Here is an 18,003-nt window from a genome sequence, read left to right on the forward strand (position 1 = left end):
CATGGGAAGAGGGCCCCCCGGGGGGCGGGGAGGTTTACCAGTAACGCCAGCCCAACGAGAAGTTGGTGATCCACTGGCCGTCGCGAGGGAGCCGGGGAGCGCCGATGTCGATGGGTTTGGCAAAGTGCAGTCGGAAGACCAGGGGGCCCAGGCCGAAGTTCAGACCGGCCACCGGGGAGAAGGCGCGCCACCGCCAGAGATCTTCAAGGTCGTTGCCGGTGCCGCCGAAGTCGGCGCCCACCAGACCCTCGATGTCGATCAGGGGCACGCGCAACAGGAAGTTCAGCGGGAAGCGGAGCTCGGTTTTGATGAAGCCGAAGTTGCGTCCCAGCAGGTAATCGATGTCGCCGAACTCCACGCCCCGGAGTGTGTCGAAGCTCGAGAGGTAGAACTGTCGGGAGAGCGTGCCGCCGTAGGTGGTGCCCGCCGCGCCGCGAAGGGAGAGGTTGATGCGGCCGTAAATCGGAAAGTAGCGCTCGGCGTCCAGACGCACCGACCCGTGGACTTCCTGGCGGAAGGGCTGGGCGTCGACCGTCGTCTCGATGATGGCGGAGGTCCCGTCGATGGGGCCGGTGCCCGGATGGTAACGAATGGTGTTGTAGCCCAGGCTTAACGATGGTGAGGCTTGAAAGCGGGGCCCCTCATGCGCTCCCGCCCACTGCTCCAGACGCCCGACGTCGGGGGTGGCGAGGTCTTCGCGCAAGAGCATGTTCTCGGAGCCTTCCGGCAGAAAGTAGGAGACGCCTCCCAGGGCCAGGTCGCCCTGGATGAAGGCAAAGCGGTTCAGCGGATAGCGAAGCGTGGCGCGTCCGCCGTAGAAGCGTTCACCGGAGAGGAAACGCGGGGTGTCGGGGAGGGTGTCCTCAATGCGGTAGCGCACGTCCTGGAAGAGGCCGGTGCCCCAGATCAGGCGGCTCTCCTGGTTGAGGTACATGATGTCGGCCAGGGTGTTGTCGAGATCGCCGAAGGCCAGGACGTTGATAAAGAGGGCGTGATTACGCAGCCGGTCGTTGGTCAAAAGCATCAGCTGACCGTAGACCCCGGAGGAGCTGGCACCGAGCAGGCCAAAGACGTTTGCCAGCTCCCAGTTCCGAAAGCTCGCCGCGCTGTAGGCTTTGGCGCCGTTGAGGTCTCGGGCCGGGAGGAGCGCCGGGGCGGCGGAGTTCGGGGGTTCGTCGACCGGAGATTGGGCCACGACGTCCAGGAGGCGCTTCTCCTGGAGGCGAGCCGGGCGTCGCTGGCCGCGGTGGTGAAAGAGGGCCCAGAGGGTGTTGCCCGGGCCCGGCGCCAGATCAAAGAGCCCGGTGACGATGTCGGTGCGGCGTGTCATCCCCTGGTCGCGAACCTCGTAGAGGTTGGCGCGGGCGGCACGATAGGCGGTGAAGAAGATGCGGCCATCGGCCAGCGCTCGGGGCCCCAGATGATCGCGATCTTCAAAGGTCAGTCGGCGGGGCTCGCCGCCCTCTTCGGGATCGAGTTGAAAGAGGTTGTAGTAGCGGTGCTCGGTGGCGTCGGAGGTGTAAACCAGGCCTTCGGGCCCCCAGCTCAGGCCGCGTTCGGCGTAGAGGTCGTGGGTGAGGCGGCGCAGGGTAAAGTCGCGTTTTTGGTGCGCCTCAAAGAGGTAGAGGTCTTTCTGGCCTTCGTCGTCCAGACCGACAAAGGCGATCTTGGTGCCATCTGGCGAGAAGGCAGGGGTCTCGGCGGCCAGCAGCCCCCGGGTCCCCAGATCGAAGGCGCGTTTTTTGCCCAGCTCCAGGTCAATGTCCCAGCCTTCAGCGGTGCCCCGGGAGTTCTGCTTGCGCTCGGCGCGGTGCTCGATCTCCTGGAGGTAGAGCATGTCGCGCCCGTTGGCGCTGGCAATAAAGACCAGCTGGTCGTTGCGCACGTCGAAGGTGCGCGGGCCCACGGGATGCAGCGATTCCACGCCGGGGGTGCCGTCGGCCGCCACCCGGAGGTGACGTTTCGGGGCGCGCACATCGCTGAGGTAGAGACGCACCTGCCCGGTGTCCGGGATGATGGCGCGGTAGAGCATCAAAAAGCCGTCTGGCGAGGTGGTCATGGTCTGCATGACGCCCTCGGTGTCGGTGAAGATGCTCAGATCGGGGGCGTCTTGCCCGCTGTCCAGAAAGCTGGTGTAGGAGCGTTGCTTGAGCCAGCCTTCAAAGCGCGCGGCGATGGTGCGTGAGTCATCGCCGGTGACGTCTGCCAGGAGCCCGCGGAAGGTGATGGGTTCGACCTCGGCGTTGCGTCCGCCGAGGAGGCGGTAGGAGTTTTCCAGGATGTTCTGGAGGGTGCCAGCGCCGTAGGTTTCTTCCAGAAAGGCAACCCGCGTCTGGCCGATCTTGTAGGTCCACAGCCCGCTGTAGGGGCGGTCCTCGAAGAAGTCGAGCATCACGTAGCCGCGATGTGGATCGGGATTAAGTAGGAGGTCACGCGCGAGCATTTCGGTCTCGGCGTCGAGGCCTTCCAGAGAATAGAACTCGGCGATGCCCTCAATGAACCACAGGGGAATCCGGTCGAGGGGATCTCCACTGACGCCGGCGCTTCGGGCTACATCCTGGGCTTTTTGAATGGTGAACTGGTGGACCATCTCGTGGGATGAGACGTGCTCAAAGAGGCGATGGTCGCCGAAGTAAGGCAGCACGAGTTTGAGATCGCCACGGCGGCTGGTCACCCCGAGGACGCCTTCCTGGAGGGGGAAGATATTGGTCTGCAAAAACTCCTGGTAGGAGTTGTAGAGGATGTAGGGGAGGGTGCGCGTGGGCACGTAGCGGAAGTCTTCGGCGAGTTTGCGGTAGGTGTGTTCGATGTAGGCGGCCGCGCGTTCGGCGACGGCTCTCTCGCGCTCGTAGAAGTAGAGGCGTACCCCGCCGGAGCGATCATCCAGGGAAGAGGGCTTGAAGGGGCTTTCCGGCTCGTTTGTGGCCTCATCCTTCGCCTGGCGCTGGGCGGGGAGTTCGATCTCGGGGGGCTCGGAGGCCGTATCTTCGGCCGGGTCGGGGAATTCGTCGACGTTGGTCGAGCTGGCCTGGTAGCCGCGGGGAGGCCCGGATATGCCGGAGCCACGGACACCTCCCGGGCGGAGTTGGACTTCCAGGGCCGGGGACTGTTGGGTGTGGGGCGCTCCCAGTTGCAGGGGGCCATCGTGGGGGCCGCGTGGGGAGTCGAGGTGGTCGGCGTCTGTGGTGTCGGCTTTGGGCCCTACCAGGATGTCGACATGATGCCATTCGAAGTCGAAATAGCGCACGTTCGACTGGTTAGGGCGTCGGGGGTAGACGTAGATCTGGGCGTCGGCGGGCGCGGGCCAGACGCAGGCCACAATGGCGAGTGCCGCCACGACGATGCAAGCCAGGGGGAGGGGGCGCCGGTGGTTGTATTCAAACATGCATGTTCCAAAGTAGAGGGCGCACCGGGGTATCAAGGAGGGGACCGGCAAGGCTCCGGGGGCCGCCGGTACCGGAGTGGCGCGCCGCCATCAAAGATGGTCTGAAGGGGGACTTTGGCAAGCGCGATGGACAGTATAGTGATCCGGGCGGCTGAACACATCTGGTCTGCGTTACCGGATTGAGGGTTGGGCGAGGGCCGGGGCGGTGTTAGAGTCGCCGACGGTTTTTCTCAGTGGAGTCATTAACCTCTGGTGCCACCCTCGGCGGTGGGCCTTTTGCATCGACGGGTCTGTCCCCTGGTGAAGGCGGCATAGGGACCCGGGGAGAGCTCAGAGATGAAAGCCTTGATCGTTTCCGCGCCAGCCGATCGCCCTCTGGCCGAGCAGATCGCCGCGCACCTGGACGCGGAGCTCGCCGTGGCCGAGGTGCGCGCCTTTCCGGACGAAGAGACTTATGTGCGGATCGACTCGGAGGTCTCCGGTCGTCAGGTCGTGGTGGTTGCTAATCTGGTTCGGCCCAATGCCAAGGTGTTGCCGGCGCTCTTTCTGGCCGAGACGGCACGCGAGCTTGATGCGGCCAGCATCGGATTGGCCACGCCCTATCTTCCCTACATGCGTCAGGATGCGCGCTTTGCGCCGGGAGAGGGGCTGACGAGCCGATATTTTGGCGCGTTGATTTCGCGGAGTTTTGACTGGTTGGCCACCATCGACCCGCATCTGCACCGCTACCACAGCCTGGACGAGTGCTATGCCATTCCCAGTCGGGTGGCGGAGTCGGCGACGCCGATCGCGCGATGGCTGGTGGAGAATATTGAGCGCCCGCTGATCGTGGGGCCGGATGAGGAGAGTTACCAGTGGGTGGCGGCCGTGGCGCAGAAAGCCGGGCTCCCCTCGGTGATCATGGATAAGATCCGCCACGGCGATCGCGAGGTGAAGGTCACCGGCAGTGGGCTTCCTCCCTGGACCGATCAGACGCCGGTGATTCTGGATGACATCATCTCGACGGGGCGCACGATGGTCGAGACGGTGCGGCATCTGCGTGAGGCCGGGTTGAAGCCGCCGGTATGTGTGGGAGTGCACGCGTTATTTGTGGGGGATGCCTACCAGATTCTTCGCGGCTCGGGGGTCGAGCGGGTGGTAACCTGTAATACGATCAGTCACCTGTCCAATGCGATTGACGTGATCGGAGAGTTGGCCGCGGCGGTGGGGACCTTCATCGAGGACTGACTGGCGAGCGGAGGGGTTAGAACTCGCCAAGGGCGTTTTGAACCAGCGTCAGCAGGGCGACGCCGGCGGTCTCGGCGCGCAGTACGCGCGGGCCCAGGGTGACGCAGCGCGCGCCGGCCTGGAGGAGGGTGTTGATTTCGGCGTCTTCAAAGCCGCCCTCTGGCCCCACCCAGAGCCCGATGGGGCGAGGGGCGTCTCCGAGTGGCATGTCGCCCCGGTGCTCCGCGGCGTGGAGGGCGCGATGGACGGAGGTGAGATCGTCGCTCAGGTGCGCCACCAGGTGGAGGGCGTTGGGATAGGCCTGGAAGGCCTCGGTCGGGGAGTGTGGCGCGCGGAGTTCGGGGATGCAGGCGCGGCGGCACTGGCGAGCGGCACCTGCGAGGATTTTCTCCCAGCGGGGACGTTTTTTCTCGAAGCGCTCGGATGAGAGCTGGACGACGCCGCGGCGCGTAGTCAGGGGAACCAGGGTGGTCACGCCGAGTTCGGTGGCTTTTTCCAGGAGCCACTCCCAGCGATCGCCTTTGGGGATGGCCTGAAAGAGGATGAGTTCAACCGGCGGTTCACCGCGCTGGCTGCTGCGAGGAGCTTCGACCTCCGCGATGACCATCGAGGCGTCGATGGTGGTGAGCGTGGCGCGGGCCAGGCGTCCGCTGCCGTCGAAGAGTTCGACGGGGCTGCCTTCGTCGAGGCGGAGCACCGTGCGCACGTAGTGGGCAGCCTCGTCGGGGAGCGCGAAGGCATGACGCGCCGAAGCGTTGCGCTCCAGAAGGTCGAAGAGCGCGGCGGGCAGTGGTACGCGTCGCATCAATCCTCCCGGCTTAGATGCAAGGCCACCCACTCGCCGCGCCGGGTGTCGGCAACCAGCGTGAAGCCAGGCTCGGTGAAGGCGTCGATGAGTTTGTCGCGCTCGATGTGGGGGATGCCGCTGAGGAGGAGATCGCCGCCGGGGGCGACGTGGCTGAGGAGATCGTCGCGGAGCCCGAGAAGGATATGCGCCAGGATGTTGGCGACTACGATGTCGAAGGTGCCCTCAACCCTGGCGAGAGGGGTGGTGGAGAGGGCGATTTCCTCGGCGGTGAAGCCGTTGGAGCGCAGGTTGTCTTTTGCGACTTCGACGGCGGTGGCATCGACGTCGACACCGACGACTCTGGAGGCTCCCAGGCCGCTGGCGAGCATGGAGAGGATGGCCGAACCGCAGCCGACGTCGAGGACCGAGGGGGCCTGCTGGCGAGCGGCCAGCAGATCGTCGAGGAGTGCGCTGCAGAGCTGCGTCGTCTCATGGGTGCCGGTGCCAAAGGCCATGCCGGGCTCAATGACGATGACCAGGCCATCCTCCGGAGCCTGCATCTCCTCCCAGGGCGGGCCGGCGATGCCCCGGCGGGAGAGTTGTACCGGGTGGAAGAAGCGCATCCAGGCGGTTTCCCAGCTGCGGTCGTTGTAGGAGGCGATCGAGACGACCTCGACGCCGGTGAGCTGCTCCACGATGGCGGATTGCAGGCCGGTGATCTGATCGTCGTCGGCCTCGAAGAAGGCGATGAGGCGAGCCTTGCCGTCGGGAAGGGGCGCGAAGGGCGCGTCGTCCATGAAGGTGTCGCGGTCCTGAACTTCGACGCCCAGAGCGCCGAGGTTCCAGAGCACGTGGGAGTCGGTTTGAGCGGTCGGCACCAGCAGTTCGGCGCGAATCCAGGAAGCGTTTTCCATCGTATATCCGGGGGGCAAGGGTCGGGGAGCGGAAAAGTGAGGGCCGCAGATGGCACCTTACCTGGCACATGGCCGACACAACACGAAGCGATGCAAAGGGCTCAGTAAGAAAGCCCGGAGGGCTGAAGGAGAAGTGAAGGGGGGCGTGGCCTGTGGAGCGATCGGCACGAGGAGCGTAGTTCGGCGCCGCCGAGAGGGGGCGGGCATCTCTGGTGAAGCTCGTGTCGGCGAGGCAAGCACGTTGGCGCACGCTGTCAGTGAGGGCCGAAGAGCAGGTCACGCATGTGGTAGCGGCCGGCCGGTCTGGAGGCCAGCCAGAGAGCGGCACGGAGCGCGCCTCGGGCGAAGATAGCGCGATCGGTGGCACGATGGGTCAGTTCCAGGCGTTCGCCGGCTGCGCAGAGGTAGGCGGTATGTTCGCCGACGATGTCGGCGCCGCGCAGCACCTGGAAGCCGATTTCATCGTCGGGGCGCGGGCCCACCTGGCCCTGTCGGGCCCAGGTGGCGACGTCTTCGAGCTGCCAGTCGCGACCTCTGGCGGCGGCCCGTCCGAGCAGGAGCGCGGTGCCCGAGGGGGCGTCGACCTTGCGTCGGTGGTGGGCCTCGAAGATCTCGATGTCGGCGTCGGCCCCAAAGCCACGGGCGGCCAGCTCCAGGAGATGTTCAAGCAGGTTGACGCCGACCGAGAAGTTGGCCGCGTGCAAGAGGGGGATCGTTTCAGCCGCGGCGTCCAGCGTGCGTAGCTGAGCGCTGTCCAGGCCGGTGGTGCCGCTGACCAGGGCCAGGCCGCGGCGTGCGCACTCGGTGGCGAGCGTGGCGCAGGCTGCGGGCGTGGAGAAGTCGATCACGACGTCGGCGGCGCTCAGGGTGTCGAGGTCGCAGGTTGCCGTGAGCGCGTCGGGCCCCAGCGGGGTGCCCAGGAGCGGGCTGGTCGGCGCGACCAGCGCCGCAGAGATGGCGGCCCCGGCGAAGCCGGGGGCCTCGTTTAAGAGTTGGGTGCCCATGCGTCCGGCGGCGCCGAAGATGGCCACGCGTACCTGTTCACTCATGAGAGACCGAAGTCGGCAAGGGCCTGGCGCAGCCTGGCGATGAAGGTCTCATCCGGAGCATAAAGCGGGCCGCGCATGGTGGGGCTGCACCAGCCCAGCGCCGCGGCGGCGGCTTTCACCGGGATGGGGTTGCTGCGTTCAAAGAGCACCTGCGCCAGCGGCTGGAGTTTGCGATGCATGGCGAGTGCCGTTGCCAGATCGCCGCTGTTCACAGCGTTGCAGAGCCCGCTCATCGTTTCCGGGCTGAGGTTGGAGACGACCGAGATGCAGCCGTGTCCGCCGACCATCATCAGGGGGAAGGTGGTGAAGTCGTCGCCGGAGAGAAGTGCGAAGTCGGCGGGGACGTGGGCGGCGATCTGGGTGCCGAGCACCATGTCGGCGCTGGCGTCTTTGATGCCGATGATGTTCGGGTGGGCCGAGAGTGTGATGATGGATTCGGCTGTCAGGGAGACACCGGTTCGCCCGGGCACGTTGTAGAGGATGACCGGGAGCGTGCCTTCGTTGGCCACTTCCTGGAAGTGGCGGATCATGTCCTCCTGGCCGGGCTTGTTGTAGTAGGGCGTGACGACCAGGGCGGCGGCGATTTTGCCGGGGTTTTCCCGGGCGACGCGCTGCGTGAAGGCGATGGTGTCGGCGGTGCAATTGCTGCCGGTGCCGGCGACGACGGGGACCCGTCCGTCGACATGCGCCACCACCGCTTTGATCACTTCCGCGCGTTCGTCCTCCGTCATCGTGGCCGCTTCGCCGGTGGTGCCGCAGGGAACCAGCCCGTTAATGCCGCCGGCGATCTGTCGGTCAACCAGGGCGCGGAGCGCGTCGAAGTCGACGGAACCGGAGTCGGTAAAGGGGGTGATCAGGGCGGTCAGGGCGCCGCGAAGCGCGGGGGTGCTGGACATGGCAAATCTCCCGGTCGAAGGCGTGCGGGGGAAGTTAGTCGATCGTCGTTCCCGACGATCCTGGTGCGGAGAGCTGCTTGGAGGCCGGTTGAATCAGGAGCAACACGGCACGAAGTGACAACAACGTGAGAAGCGTGCCCAGCGCGACGCTGGTGAGGAGTGCGGCGAGGAAGATGAACATAAGAGGGGTGTCGGCGAGTAAAAATAAGGAGCGTGAGATGCGCTTGGCGCGCAGATGAAATGCAGCGCCAGAGGTTGTAGCCGGGAGAGGGAAGGTGTCAAGCGGCTCAGGCCTCGATCTTCCAGTCTTCCCAGGGGAGTGCGGCGTCTTCGTGGCGGAGTTCGTCGATAAAGGGGGACTCTCGTAGGACCACGGGGGTGCGATCGCGGGTGGTCTTAATGAGAGGATGGCAGAGGTAGAGTTCGTCTCGGGCGCGGGTGGTGGCCACGTAGAAGAGGCGACGTTCTTCTTCGAGCTGGGCGCTATCCATGCTGGCGCTCTGGTGGGGGAACTCGGCGTCGCTGACCCAGAGGGTGAAGACCGCCCCCCATTCCAGTCCCTTGGCCTGGTGGACGGAGCTCAGGCAGACGAAGTGATCGTCGTGGGATTCGCCCACGCCGATTTCCTGGCCGCTGATGCCCGAGAGCAGGGTGATTTCGCCCAGCAGGTGATCGAGGGTTTCGTACTGCGCGGCGTAGTTGGCGAGTTGTTCCAGATCGGCCAGGCGGTTGTCGGCCTGGTCGTAGACCGAGTGAATGTGGTCTTTGAAGTCACTCTGGAGCAGGGTGAGCAGCAGCTGGTCGGGAGTGGTCGCCAGGCGCTGGCCGCGCATCCGGGTGAGGAGTTGACTGGCGCGCGCCCAGGAGTTGCGGGCGCGCCCGCCGAGACTGGCGATGAGGTCGGGGTGGTCGACGGCGGCCAGGGCGTCGTCCTGGGCCGAGAGGAACATCCAGATCTGCTGGGCGCGCTTCTGTCCGATGCCGTGCCACTGGCGCACCAGGCGCAGGAAGGCCAGTTCATCGAGGGGGTTGTAGAGAAAGCGCAGGTAGCTGAGGGCGTCTTTGATGTGCGCCTGCTCAAAGAAGCGCAGTCCGGAGCGTACGATGAAGGGGATCTCGCAGCGGGTCATTTCGAGCTGCAGCTCCAGGGAGTGGTGGTGGGAGCGGTAGAGCACGGCGATGTTGTCGAGTTCGTAGCCCTCGTCGACAAGCTCCAGGATGCGCTGGCAGACGAAGGCCGCCTGCTGGTTGGCGTCGCGCAGGTGGACGTGCGCCGGCAGCGGGCCCCGGGGGCGGTGGGCGCGCAGGGTTTTCTGGAACTGGTGGACGTTGTGACGAATCGAGCGGTTTGCCAGCTCCAGGATCTGGGGGGTGGAGCGGTAGTTGGTCTCCAGTCGGAACTGGCGAGCGTCGGGGTAGCGCTCGGGAAACTCCAGGATGTTGCGGTAGTCGGCGCCGCGAAAGGCGTAGATCGACTGGCAGTCGTCGCCCACGACCATGAGGTTTCCGTGGACCGAGGCCATCAGGTCTACGATCGCTCCCTGGAGGTGGTTGGTGTCCTGGTATTCGTCGACCAGGATGTGTTCGAAGCGCGCGGCGTAGCGCTGGCGGACCTCGGGGTGTTCGATGAGCAGGCGGTACCAGTTGGCGAGGAGGTCATCGAAGTCCATCAGGCCCATTTCTTTTTTGCGGGCCTGGTAGAGGTTGAGGATCGCGGCGATGGGCTCGTGGAGGTGTGCGAAGTAGGGGTAGCGCTCGAAGAGCGCATCGGCCAGTGAGGCGCCGGTGTTGAGGGTGGTGCTGAGCAGGCGGGTGAGCATGCTGGCGCGGGGGAGTTTGCGGTCGAGGTGGCCCACGCCGGCGTCGGCGATGCAGGCCTTCATCAGGGTTTTGGCGTCTTCGCCGTCGATGATGGTGTAGTCTTTGGGGTAGCCCAGCAGCGGGGCGTTTTCTCGGAGGATGCGGTTGGCCACGGAGTGGAAGGTGCCGCCCCAGAGACGCGTGACGTCGCTGGTGATCAGGGCGCTGGCGCGGGTGGTCATGGCGCGGGCGGCCCGGTTGGTAAAGGTCAAAAGGAGGATGTTTTCGGGGGGCACGCCACGGGCGACCAGAGCGGCGACGCGGTAGGTCAGGGTGTGGGTTTTTCCGGTGCCGGCGCCCGCGATGACCAGCAGAGGGCCGGAGCCGGCTTTGACGACCTGGCGTTGTTCCTGGTTGAGGTCGCGGTCGAAGTCGAGGCCGCCGGTGCTGCCGGTCGGGGTGTTGAGTTTGTAGGTCTTCATGGGGTGCTCCAGGCCGTCGGGGGCAGGGGGCCGAACAGGGACTCCATACATAAAGGTTGGCGTGCGCGCTGGCCAGTGCATCCACCGGGGCTGGCGCGGGTGGACGGGCGCCGGGAGCGAAGAATTTCGAAAAAAAGGAGGGAGTGACGCAAAAGTCGGCTGCGGGCCACGACAATAGAGAGGCAAGCATCCTCTCGGAGCGCTCTCCGAGAAGGACTGGAGCAACCCCAACCTCAGTGAGGAGGCCCGTATGACGAGCATCAATGGAAGTGGAGGAGTGCAGACGCAGCCGGCGAATTATGAGCCCATCGACATGGATCGGGTGAAGTCTGATGTGGTGGCCCACGTGGAGACGGCGGAGCAGGCGTATCTGGGTCGTGTTGCGGATCTGGAGGCCCAGATTGCGGCCAATCCGAGGAGCAGCGAAGCCATCCAGATGAAGCGAGAGATCATGCAGTTGGAGGAAGCGTTTAAGGCGATGTCGTATGAGGTGACCAACTACAATACGACGCATGGCGAGCTGACGCATATCCGGGAGTCGTCGCATCAGCGCCCGATCGGGGAGCTGCTGACGATCATCGATCGCTTCCTTCAGGAGATCGAAGTTAGCTACGTCGAGCATGGCGCGATGTCGGGGGCCGAGGGGGAGAGTGGTGACCGGCTGGATTTATCGAAGCTCAAGTTGCGGGCGCCCTTTTACGAGGGGACGGTGACGCGGGCAGACGGGTTTGACTTCCCGCGAGCCTCGCTCATTGGCGCCGGGTCGAAGACCGGAGGGGCCGAGTCGCCTGCTGCGGATGCCGGAGGAGTCAAAGAGCCGGGCGATACCGGAGGAGTCAAAGAGCCGGGCGATACCGAAGAGGCGAAGGGCTCCGGTGGGGCGGAAGGGGCCTATGACTACGACCGGATGGTGACGTTGCTCGCCAACGACCCCCAGGGGTTTATGGAGGAACTCAGATCGATTGAGGATCCGAAGGAGCGGGCGGCGATTATGAGTCTGGTGCAGAACGAACTTCAGCAGATCAACCAGCTCTTCTCGATTGTTTCGCAGTTCTCGCAGGTGATGCACGACACGTCTAAGGCGATTATCGGCAACCTTCGGGTGTAAATGGCATGTGGGGAGTCTTGAATCGGTGCAACTCAATAGCGGGTGTTCGATAACGATGAGGGAGGAGGGGACATGAGTGAGCAAGAGCGAGGGAAGTACGAAGAGGAGAAAGGGCTGCTCTATAAGATGGCCGAGCGTGTGACGGCCGGGGAGTCGCTGGCGAGCATTTTAGAAATTGAGTCGGCGGAGATGGCGTATTTCGAGGGGTGCGCGTACGAGTTTCATCGTCAGGGGGAGTTTGAGCGCGCCGAGGAGGTGGCTCTGGGGGTGTTGGCGCTAGATGAGCGCCGAGCGTATGCGTTGCTGGTGATGGGGGACGTGGCGTTGAAGCGACGGGATTCGGAGCAGGCGGTGATGTGGCTGGAGCGGGCTGCCGGGCTGGCGCCGGATGATATCGGGGTGTTGATTCGGCTGGGGGAGGCGCTGATGCGCACGGGGCGTTTTGAGCGCGCGCGCAAGGTGCTTGACCAGGTGATTTCCGATGGTGGGGGGCGCGACGATATCTATCTGCGCCGGGCGTACGCGTTGAAGCGGGTGATCCGGGATCGCCAGCACGAGGAGGAGGTCATGGCGAACGCGCTGCCCTCGGGATGAGCCGTGCGGGACGTTCGGGGGGCTAGGACGTTCGGGGGGGGCGTAGATAACGTTGCTTCGCGAGGGGGGGCCTGGCGATGTGGGGGGGCATTTCAAAGAGGGAGGGCATTCGGTATGTTGTCTGCTCTTGTGCGCTCGTGTGGCCGGCGAGTTGCCTTCGTAGACAAAACCTCAAGTCGGTGAGACGTATGCAGAGCCTCTGGTACATGGGAAAGGGATGGACAGGCGCGCAACTGGTGCTTGTAGCGGCGATGATGCTCGGGCTTCTGGCCTGCGGCGATCGCGGGATCGGGGGGACCGGAGCGGGAGTCATTGAGGTTTCTCCAACGCAGATTGGTTTTGCGCAGGTGAACCTTGGTGACTCCGAGACGCAGTTTCTGACGATCAGCAACCGCTCCGATGAGGAGCTTCAGCTTTTTGAGGTGACGCTGGAAGCGGTTGAGGGAGGCACGACGGCAGGGCTCTCGCTGGGGGCTTTGCCGGAGCTGCCCTACACGATTGGTCCACAGCAGGATGCGGTCGTAGAGGTTACTTACACGCCTGATGGGCAGGGGGCAGCCAGTGGGCGGGTCAGGATTTTGTCGAGCGACCCGCGTTATTCGGAGGAGTCACCGCTCTATGTGAACGTGAGTACTCTGGGCAACACCCCGGAGTTGTTGGTGGATCCGCCGATTGTGCGTTTTGCGCGGGCGACGCCCGGCGCGTTTGAGCGTCGGGAGGTTCGCCTTATCAATATCGGGACGGCGCCGCTGACGATTTACGAGGAGCCGGTCTACGGAGGGGGAGAAGACTTCAGTATCGAGATTCCGGAGCGCGCCTACCCGCTGACGCTGCAGCCTTTTGACTCGGAACAGAGCCTGGAGGAGCCCGAGCGATATGAGCTTGTGATCGGGATCTTGTATCAGCCGACCGGACAGGGTGGCGATACCGGGGAAATTGCGATTGAGACCGATGATGTGCGCGACCCGCATCCGGTGCGAGAGGGGAGAGGGCTTACGCGTATCGACGTGCTGGCGAATGCGGATGCGCCCTGTATCGAAGTCGATAGTCGAAACCGCAATCTTGGGCAGGTGCCGATTGGTAGTGTGGCCCGCGATCGTGTGCGTGTGACCAACTGTGGGACGAAGACGCTGTCGCTGGAGAATATCTTGCTCGATCAGCAAGGTGACTCCTTTGAGCTTGACCTGGGGAGCTGGGATAGCAACGGCGACGGTCAGATGGACAGGGCGGTGAGTGTCGCGCGGGATACGACGGTGGAGTTCGGCGTGCGTTATGTCCCGCTGGTTGAGGGGACGGAACGAGCGCAGATTGTCATTGTGAATGACGACCCGATTCAGCCGGAATTACCCGTGGATCTGGTGGCTCGCGGGGCGGATGGGGAATGTCCTGTCGCCAGCGCGCTGGGGCGAGTGCGCGGGGTGAGCGGGACGGGGAGACCGTCGCTGTCGGCGATTCCTTTGCAGTATGTGATTCTGGATGGTTCGCAGAGCAGCGACCCGGACGGCGCGGTGGTGGACTATGAATGGGAGGTCCTGCAAGGCCCACCGGGGACTCTGGTGCAACTGGGGCCGACGCAGGATGACCCGCTGGACACGGACGGGTCTCGACGGGAGTTTCGTCTGCTGACAGCGGGCACCTACCGCATCGGGTTGAATGTCATTGATAACGACGGGTTTCGCTCCTGCGAGCAGGCGGTGGTCGAGATTACGTCGGTTCCCGACCAGGATATTCATATCGAGTTGACCTGGACGAACCCGGAGGACCCCGACGAAGGGGATTCTGAGGGGAGTGACGTGGACCTGCATCTGACGAAGATGGGGCCCGGGCGCTGGGCGGAGGAGCCCTACAGCATCTACTTCCAATATCCGAACCGTTCGGAGGAGCCGATCTGGAATCCGGAGGACCCGAGCCTGGACATCGATGTGCGGGACGGGGCGGGGCCGGAGAATATTACGATGCGCACGCCCTCGGGCTGTGAGTGGTACGCGGTGGGAGTGCACTACTATCGCCAGCTCTTTGGGACGGCGTATGCGACGGTGCGCATCTATATTCAGGGAAGTTTGCGTTATGAGTCGACGCTGCAGCCGCTGGAGCGCACCGGAGAGTTCTGGGACGTGGCACGCATTCACTGGAGTGCCGAAGGGCAGGCTACGATTGTAGAGACCAACGCGCTGTACCCGGCGCTGCCGGAGGGGCAGGCTCCGGAGGTCACCAACGCGATGGTGGATGAGGCTGCAGCGCTGGGGTTGTGCAGCACACAGCAACTCTACTGAAGGGGGGGGGGAGCGGCGGGCTGGGCGCTTGCCGCTCCGCCCCCGGCTGTGGCAGGCTGCGCGCCGAGAAGACGAGCTGCCTGCGAGAACCCCAGGACGATTGGTATGCCCCTGAGCGAAACGGTCTGCCCCGAATGTGGTGAGCTGACCAAGGATGAAGAGTGGTGCCCAAGGTGTGAGCGGGCTGTAAGTGACACGACGTCGGCCGAGGTTGGGTTTGCTGAACCGGGGCAGACGCTGGACGTGGTCGTGCACGGGGAACATTTCGGACATGCGTGCCATCACGAGGTGATGTTGGTGCTGCGTGTCGAAGAGGTGCTCGAGGAGTTTGCGGCCCGTCGGGTGCTGGTCGCCCGAGCGCTGAGTGCGTTGGTCAACGGGGAAGTGTTGGAGGGGGATGACGCGCTGGCTTTCGTGCATCCGACGTATTTGATCGAAGAAACCACCCGTCATCGTCCCCCTCACGACTCCTGGCCGACCGAGGTGCAGACGCTGGTGCGCGCGCCGGTTTGTGTTCAGCAATGGGGGGCGCATACCCGTTCGGTGTTTGTCGACAATGTGGGGGTGTCGGTCGGCGACCTTGTGGACCTGATGCGACGGGAGCTGGAGTTTGATCAGGTCAAGGCCATTTTTGGTTCGGTGGCGGAACTCTTTCGGAAGTTGCATGCCGCGGGGTGGGTGCATCTGGGACTGACCCCCTGGAATGTACGCGTCTTTGATCGTGGCAGTGAGGACGGGTTTCCTCGTCTCTTTCTTTCGAGTTCGTTAGGTCAAGATTTTGACGCGCCGGTCGAGGCACTGTCGGGCGAAGCACTGGGGCCCAATCCCTTTGAGGGGCGGGGAGAAACGGTGTTGGAGCTGACGCCGCTGACGTTTGCTGAGGAAGATCTGGCCGACGCGGGTGACACATACGATCAGGGCGAAGCATCCTACGAAGATCATGGTTTCTATCAGCCCACGTATGAGTCTTCGTCGATCTCGGACGTCATTGAAGACGTGGAGGAGGAGGTCGCGCCGGAGGCCAATCTGCTTAAGATCGAGTCGGTGCTTGATGGCATCGACCGGCTCTTTCGCAAGGGGCAGATCGACGACGATATCCCGGTCATCCCGGGGTTCTCGGCGCCCGAATTGCTCAGTGGAAAGGGGAGCCAGGATGGCGAGTCTGCAGATGTCTTTGCGCTGGGGATGTTGCTCTATTTTCTGGTAGCAGGAGTGGTGCCACCGGCCTCGCTGTACACCCGTTATGTTCCGGCAATCCCGCCGCGCAACCTTCGTCCGGGGTTTCCCCCCGGTCTGCAGGCGGTGATTTCGCGTGCGACGCGGCCGCATGCCACGGAGCGTTTTGACAGCGTGGCGACGATGCTGACGGCGTTTTACGAGGCCTGTCAGGCGATCGAAGCCCGGGGTCGCGCTCACGAGCGTGCGCCGGCGGTCGTTCGTCTGGCCAGTGATACGCATATCGGCATCGGTAAGCGGCGCCGCAATCCTGTGAATCAGGACTGCGTGTTTTCGGCCTCCTCAGAAGACGGGCGTTTTGCGTTGATCGTGGTGGCCGATGGGGTGTCGACGGCGAGTTATGGTTCCGGGGACCTGGCGAGTCGCGCGCTGGGGGAGGAGGCCGCACAGATCTGGGAGGATGTGCTGCCGACGTATCTGCTGGACGGCCGGGTTGATGAAGTTCGGATCATTCAGACGATTCTGCGGCGTGCGAACCATCGTATTGTTGATTACGTCAATCGCACCTACTCGCCCTTCCGGGGAAGTCCGCATGAGGTGATGGGGTCGACGGCGCTGGTGGCGGTGATATGCGATGGGGTGGTGACGCTGGCGTCACTGGGAGATAGCCGGGTGTATTTGCAGCGGGGCGCCGGGCTGGAGCAGATGACCGTCGATCATAATCTGTGGACTCTGTCGATTCTGGAAGGCGTGTCGGCCGACCACGCGTTGGCCATGTCGCATAGCGAGGCATTGGCCCGCTGCATGGGCTCGTTTGTGATCGAGGACGCGCAGCTCGTTGCGGTGGAGCCGCAGCCGGATCTCTTTCGTTTTCGGGTGATCGAGGGGGATTCGTTGCTGCTGACGACCGATGGACTCGTGGATTTTGGCGGGGCGAACCAGCTGGCCGCCGAGGATAATATTCTGGCGATTATGCAGGCTGAGCCTGACCCGGCGCTGGCGTGCCTGGAGTTGATTTTGCTGGCGAACCGTGGGGGTGGGGGCGACAATATCGGGCTATCGATCGCGCGTTTTTATTAGTGCGCCACCCACGTTTGCTCCCGGCGTCGTAAGGCAGACTTAAGCGTGAGCATAAAAAAGCGCGCCCCGGTTTGGGGCGCGCTTTTTTATGCTTGCCGGTGAGAGGTGGTTAGCTCTCGGCGCCGGAGCGTCGTCGAAGTTCGCGGGCAAAATCGCGGGTTTCCTGAGGCACCCAGTTCGCAGGAGGCTCGGGGCGCGGGCGCCGCTGGCCGGCAAAATCCGGGTGGTGCTCGCGAATCCACTGCACGGTGTCGCGGAGCGTCAGGGAGACGGGGCGGGGAGAGAAGTCGAGTTCGCGTTCGGCCCGGGAGCTGTCGATGTACCAGAAGTAGCGGGCCATCTCGAGGCTGGCCGGGTCGATGTCACCCAGGGGGGCGCCGGCATCCTGGAGGGCGTCGAGGAGCTTGCCGCCGAGCTTTGCGAGCTTGCCCGGAACGGGCAGGCGAGGGGAGCGCTGGCCGGTGATGTCGGCCAGGTGCTCGAAGAAGGACGCCAGGGTCATGTTCCCCGCACCGAGCAGGTAGGTGGCACCGGGTTCGGCGCGTTCCATGGCGGTGATGAAGGCCTCGGCGGTGTCGCGGACATCGACCACCGAGATGCCTCCCGGGAGCACCCCCGGGACCTTATTCTTCATGAAGAGGATGACATCGCCGGTGGAGCTTTCGCGCCAGTCACCCGGGCCCAGGAGCAGGGTGGGGCGCATCAGCACGATCGGGAGGTCGTGGCGCTGCAGGTACTCAAGGCAGACGCGTTCGGCGTAAATCTTGGAGAGGTAGTAGGGCCAGTCGCGGACGGTATGCTCGGCGTAGGGGCTGGCGTCGGTGGCCACGAAATCGGCGTCGGAGCTGACGCCTACGGTGCCGCTGGTAGAGGCGACGACGATTTTTTGGACGGGGGTGTCGCTGGCTACCAGCGCGTCGAAGAGCTTACGGCTGGCTTCGACGTGCAACTCGTACATGCGATGGGCCTGGGTCCGGTCACGTTCGACGAGTCCGGCCAGGTGGTAGACGTGGCTGACGCCCTCGACGGCACGGGCCAGGTCGTCGGCGTCGGTGAGGCTGCCCTCCATCTGCTCGACGCCCAGGGCCTCGAGTTCGGCGTTGTGCCGGCGGGTCAGCACGCGCAGGTCGGTCTGGCCGCGGGCAATGAGCTGGTCGATGAGGTGTCGGCCTAAGAACCCGGTCCCGCCGGTGATGAGGGTGGTCATGTGCGTCTCCAGGGGCAAGCGATGA

Annotated in this window: 13 protein-coding genes; 5 read left to right on the plus strand and 8 right to left on the minus strand. The window is 64.3% G+C overall.

Annotated features, from left to right (window positions below; all coding sequences use genetic code 11):
• Positions 1 to 34: 34 nt before the first annotated feature.
• Positions 35 to 3,385, minus strand: a complete 3,351-nt coding sequence (locus tag DL240_RS08695; RefSeq protein ID WP_111729490.1) for a PD40 domain-containing protein — start codon at positions 3,383 to 3,385, stop codon at positions 35 to 37.
• A gap of 336 nt (positions 3,386 to 3,721) precedes the next feature.
• On the opposite strand from DL240_RS08695, the gene DL240_RS08700 reads away from it, so the two are divergent.
• Positions 3,722 to 4,612, plus strand: coding sequence for a ribose-phosphate pyrophosphokinase (locus tag DL240_RS08700; protein WP_111729491.1), 891 nt, complete (start codon positions 3,722 to 3,724; stop codon positions 4,610 to 4,612).
• Positions 4,613 to 4,628: 16 nt separating this feature from the next.
• On the opposite strand, the gene DL240_RS08705 is transcribed toward DL240_RS08700, so the two are convergent.
• From DL240_RS08705 to DL240_RS08725, 6 genes are all read right to left on the minus strand, one after another.
• Positions 4,629 to 5,417, minus strand: a complete 789-nt coding sequence (locus DL240_RS08705; protein WP_111729492.1) for a 16S rRNA (uracil(1498)-N(3))-methyltransferase — start codon at positions 5,415 to 5,417, stop codon at positions 4,629 to 4,631.
• On the minus strand, positions 5,417 to 6,313 hold the full coding sequence (gene prmA / locus DL240_RS08710) for a 50S ribosomal protein L11 methyltransferase (protein WP_111729493.1): 897 nt from the start codon (positions 6,311 to 6,313) through the stop codon (positions 5,417 to 5,419). The genes DL240_RS08705 and prmA overlap by 1 nt, the downstream gene beginning before the upstream one ends.
• 254 nt (positions 6,314 to 6,567) lie before the next feature.
• Complete coding sequence (gene dapB, locus DL240_RS08715; RefSeq protein WP_111729494.1) at positions 6,568 to 7,362, minus strand: 4-hydroxy-tetrahydrodipicolinate reductase; 795 nt, start codon at positions 7,360 to 7,362, stop codon at positions 6,568 to 6,570.
• Positions 7,359 to 8,258: a 4-hydroxy-tetrahydrodipicolinate synthase gene (gene dapA, locus DL240_RS08720; protein ID WP_111729495.1), complete on the minus strand. Its 900-nt coding sequence runs from the start codon at positions 8,256 to 8,258 to the stop codon at positions 7,359 to 7,361. The genes dapB and dapA overlap by 4 nt, the downstream gene beginning before the upstream one ends.
• Positions 8,259 to 8,292: 34 nt before the next feature.
• Positions 8,293 to 8,439: a hypothetical protein gene (locus DL240_RS19945; protein WP_158542447.1), complete on the minus strand. Its 147-nt coding sequence runs from the start codon at positions 8,437 to 8,439 to the stop codon at positions 8,293 to 8,295.
• A 106-nt stretch (positions 8,440 to 8,545) separates the two neighbouring features.
• Positions 8,546 to 10,540, minus strand: a complete 1,995-nt coding sequence (locus tag DL240_RS08725) for an ATP-dependent helicase (protein WP_158542448.1) — start codon at positions 10,538 to 10,540, stop codon at positions 8,546 to 8,548.
• A gap of 250 nt (positions 10,541 to 10,790) precedes the next feature.
• On the opposite strand from DL240_RS08725, the gene DL240_RS08730 reads away from it, so the two are divergent.
• The 4 genes from DL240_RS08730 to DL240_RS08745 all read left to right on the plus strand — a co-directional run bounded on the left by DL240_RS08730 (position 10,791) and on the right by DL240_RS08745 (position 16,771).
• Complete coding sequence (locus tag DL240_RS08730) at positions 10,791 to 11,648, plus strand: hypothetical protein (RefSeq protein ID WP_111729497.1); 858 nt, start codon at positions 10,791 to 10,793, stop codon at positions 11,646 to 11,648.
• A gap of 72 nt (positions 11,649 to 11,720) precedes the next feature.
• Positions 11,721 to 12,242: a tetratricopeptide repeat protein gene (locus tag DL240_RS08735; RefSeq protein WP_111729498.1), complete on the plus strand. Its 522-nt coding sequence runs from the start codon at positions 11,721 to 11,723 to the stop codon at positions 12,240 to 12,242.
• 188 nt (positions 12,243 to 12,430) lie between these two features.
• Positions 12,431 to 14,515, plus strand: a complete 2,085-nt coding sequence (locus DL240_RS08740; RefSeq protein ID WP_158542449.1) for a choice-of-anchor D domain-containing protein — start codon at positions 12,431 to 12,433, stop codon at positions 14,513 to 14,515.
• A 105-nt stretch (positions 14,516 to 14,620) separates the two neighbouring features.
• The gene (locus tag DL240_RS08745) at positions 14,621 to 16,771 is read left to right on the plus strand and encodes a bifunctional protein-serine/threonine kinase/phosphatase (protein WP_111729500.1); all 2,151 of its coding nucleotides are present in this window, start codon (positions 14,621 to 14,623) and stop codon (positions 16,769 to 16,771) included.
• Positions 16,772 to 16,880: 109 nt separating this feature from the next.
• Here the strand turns inward: DL240_RS08745 and DL240_RS08750 are convergent, their stop codons facing one another.
• Entirely contained in the window at positions 16,881 to 17,978 is a 1,098-nt protein-coding gene (locus DL240_RS08750) for an NAD-dependent epimerase/dehydratase family protein (protein ID WP_111729501.1), read from the minus strand.
• Positions 17,979 to 18,003 lie beyond the last annotated feature (25 nt).

This window comes from Lujinxingia litoralis, from assembly GCF_003260125.1.
GTDB lineage: Bacteria > Myxococcota_A > Bradymonadia > Bradymonadales > Bradymonadaceae > Lujinxingia > Lujinxingia litoralis.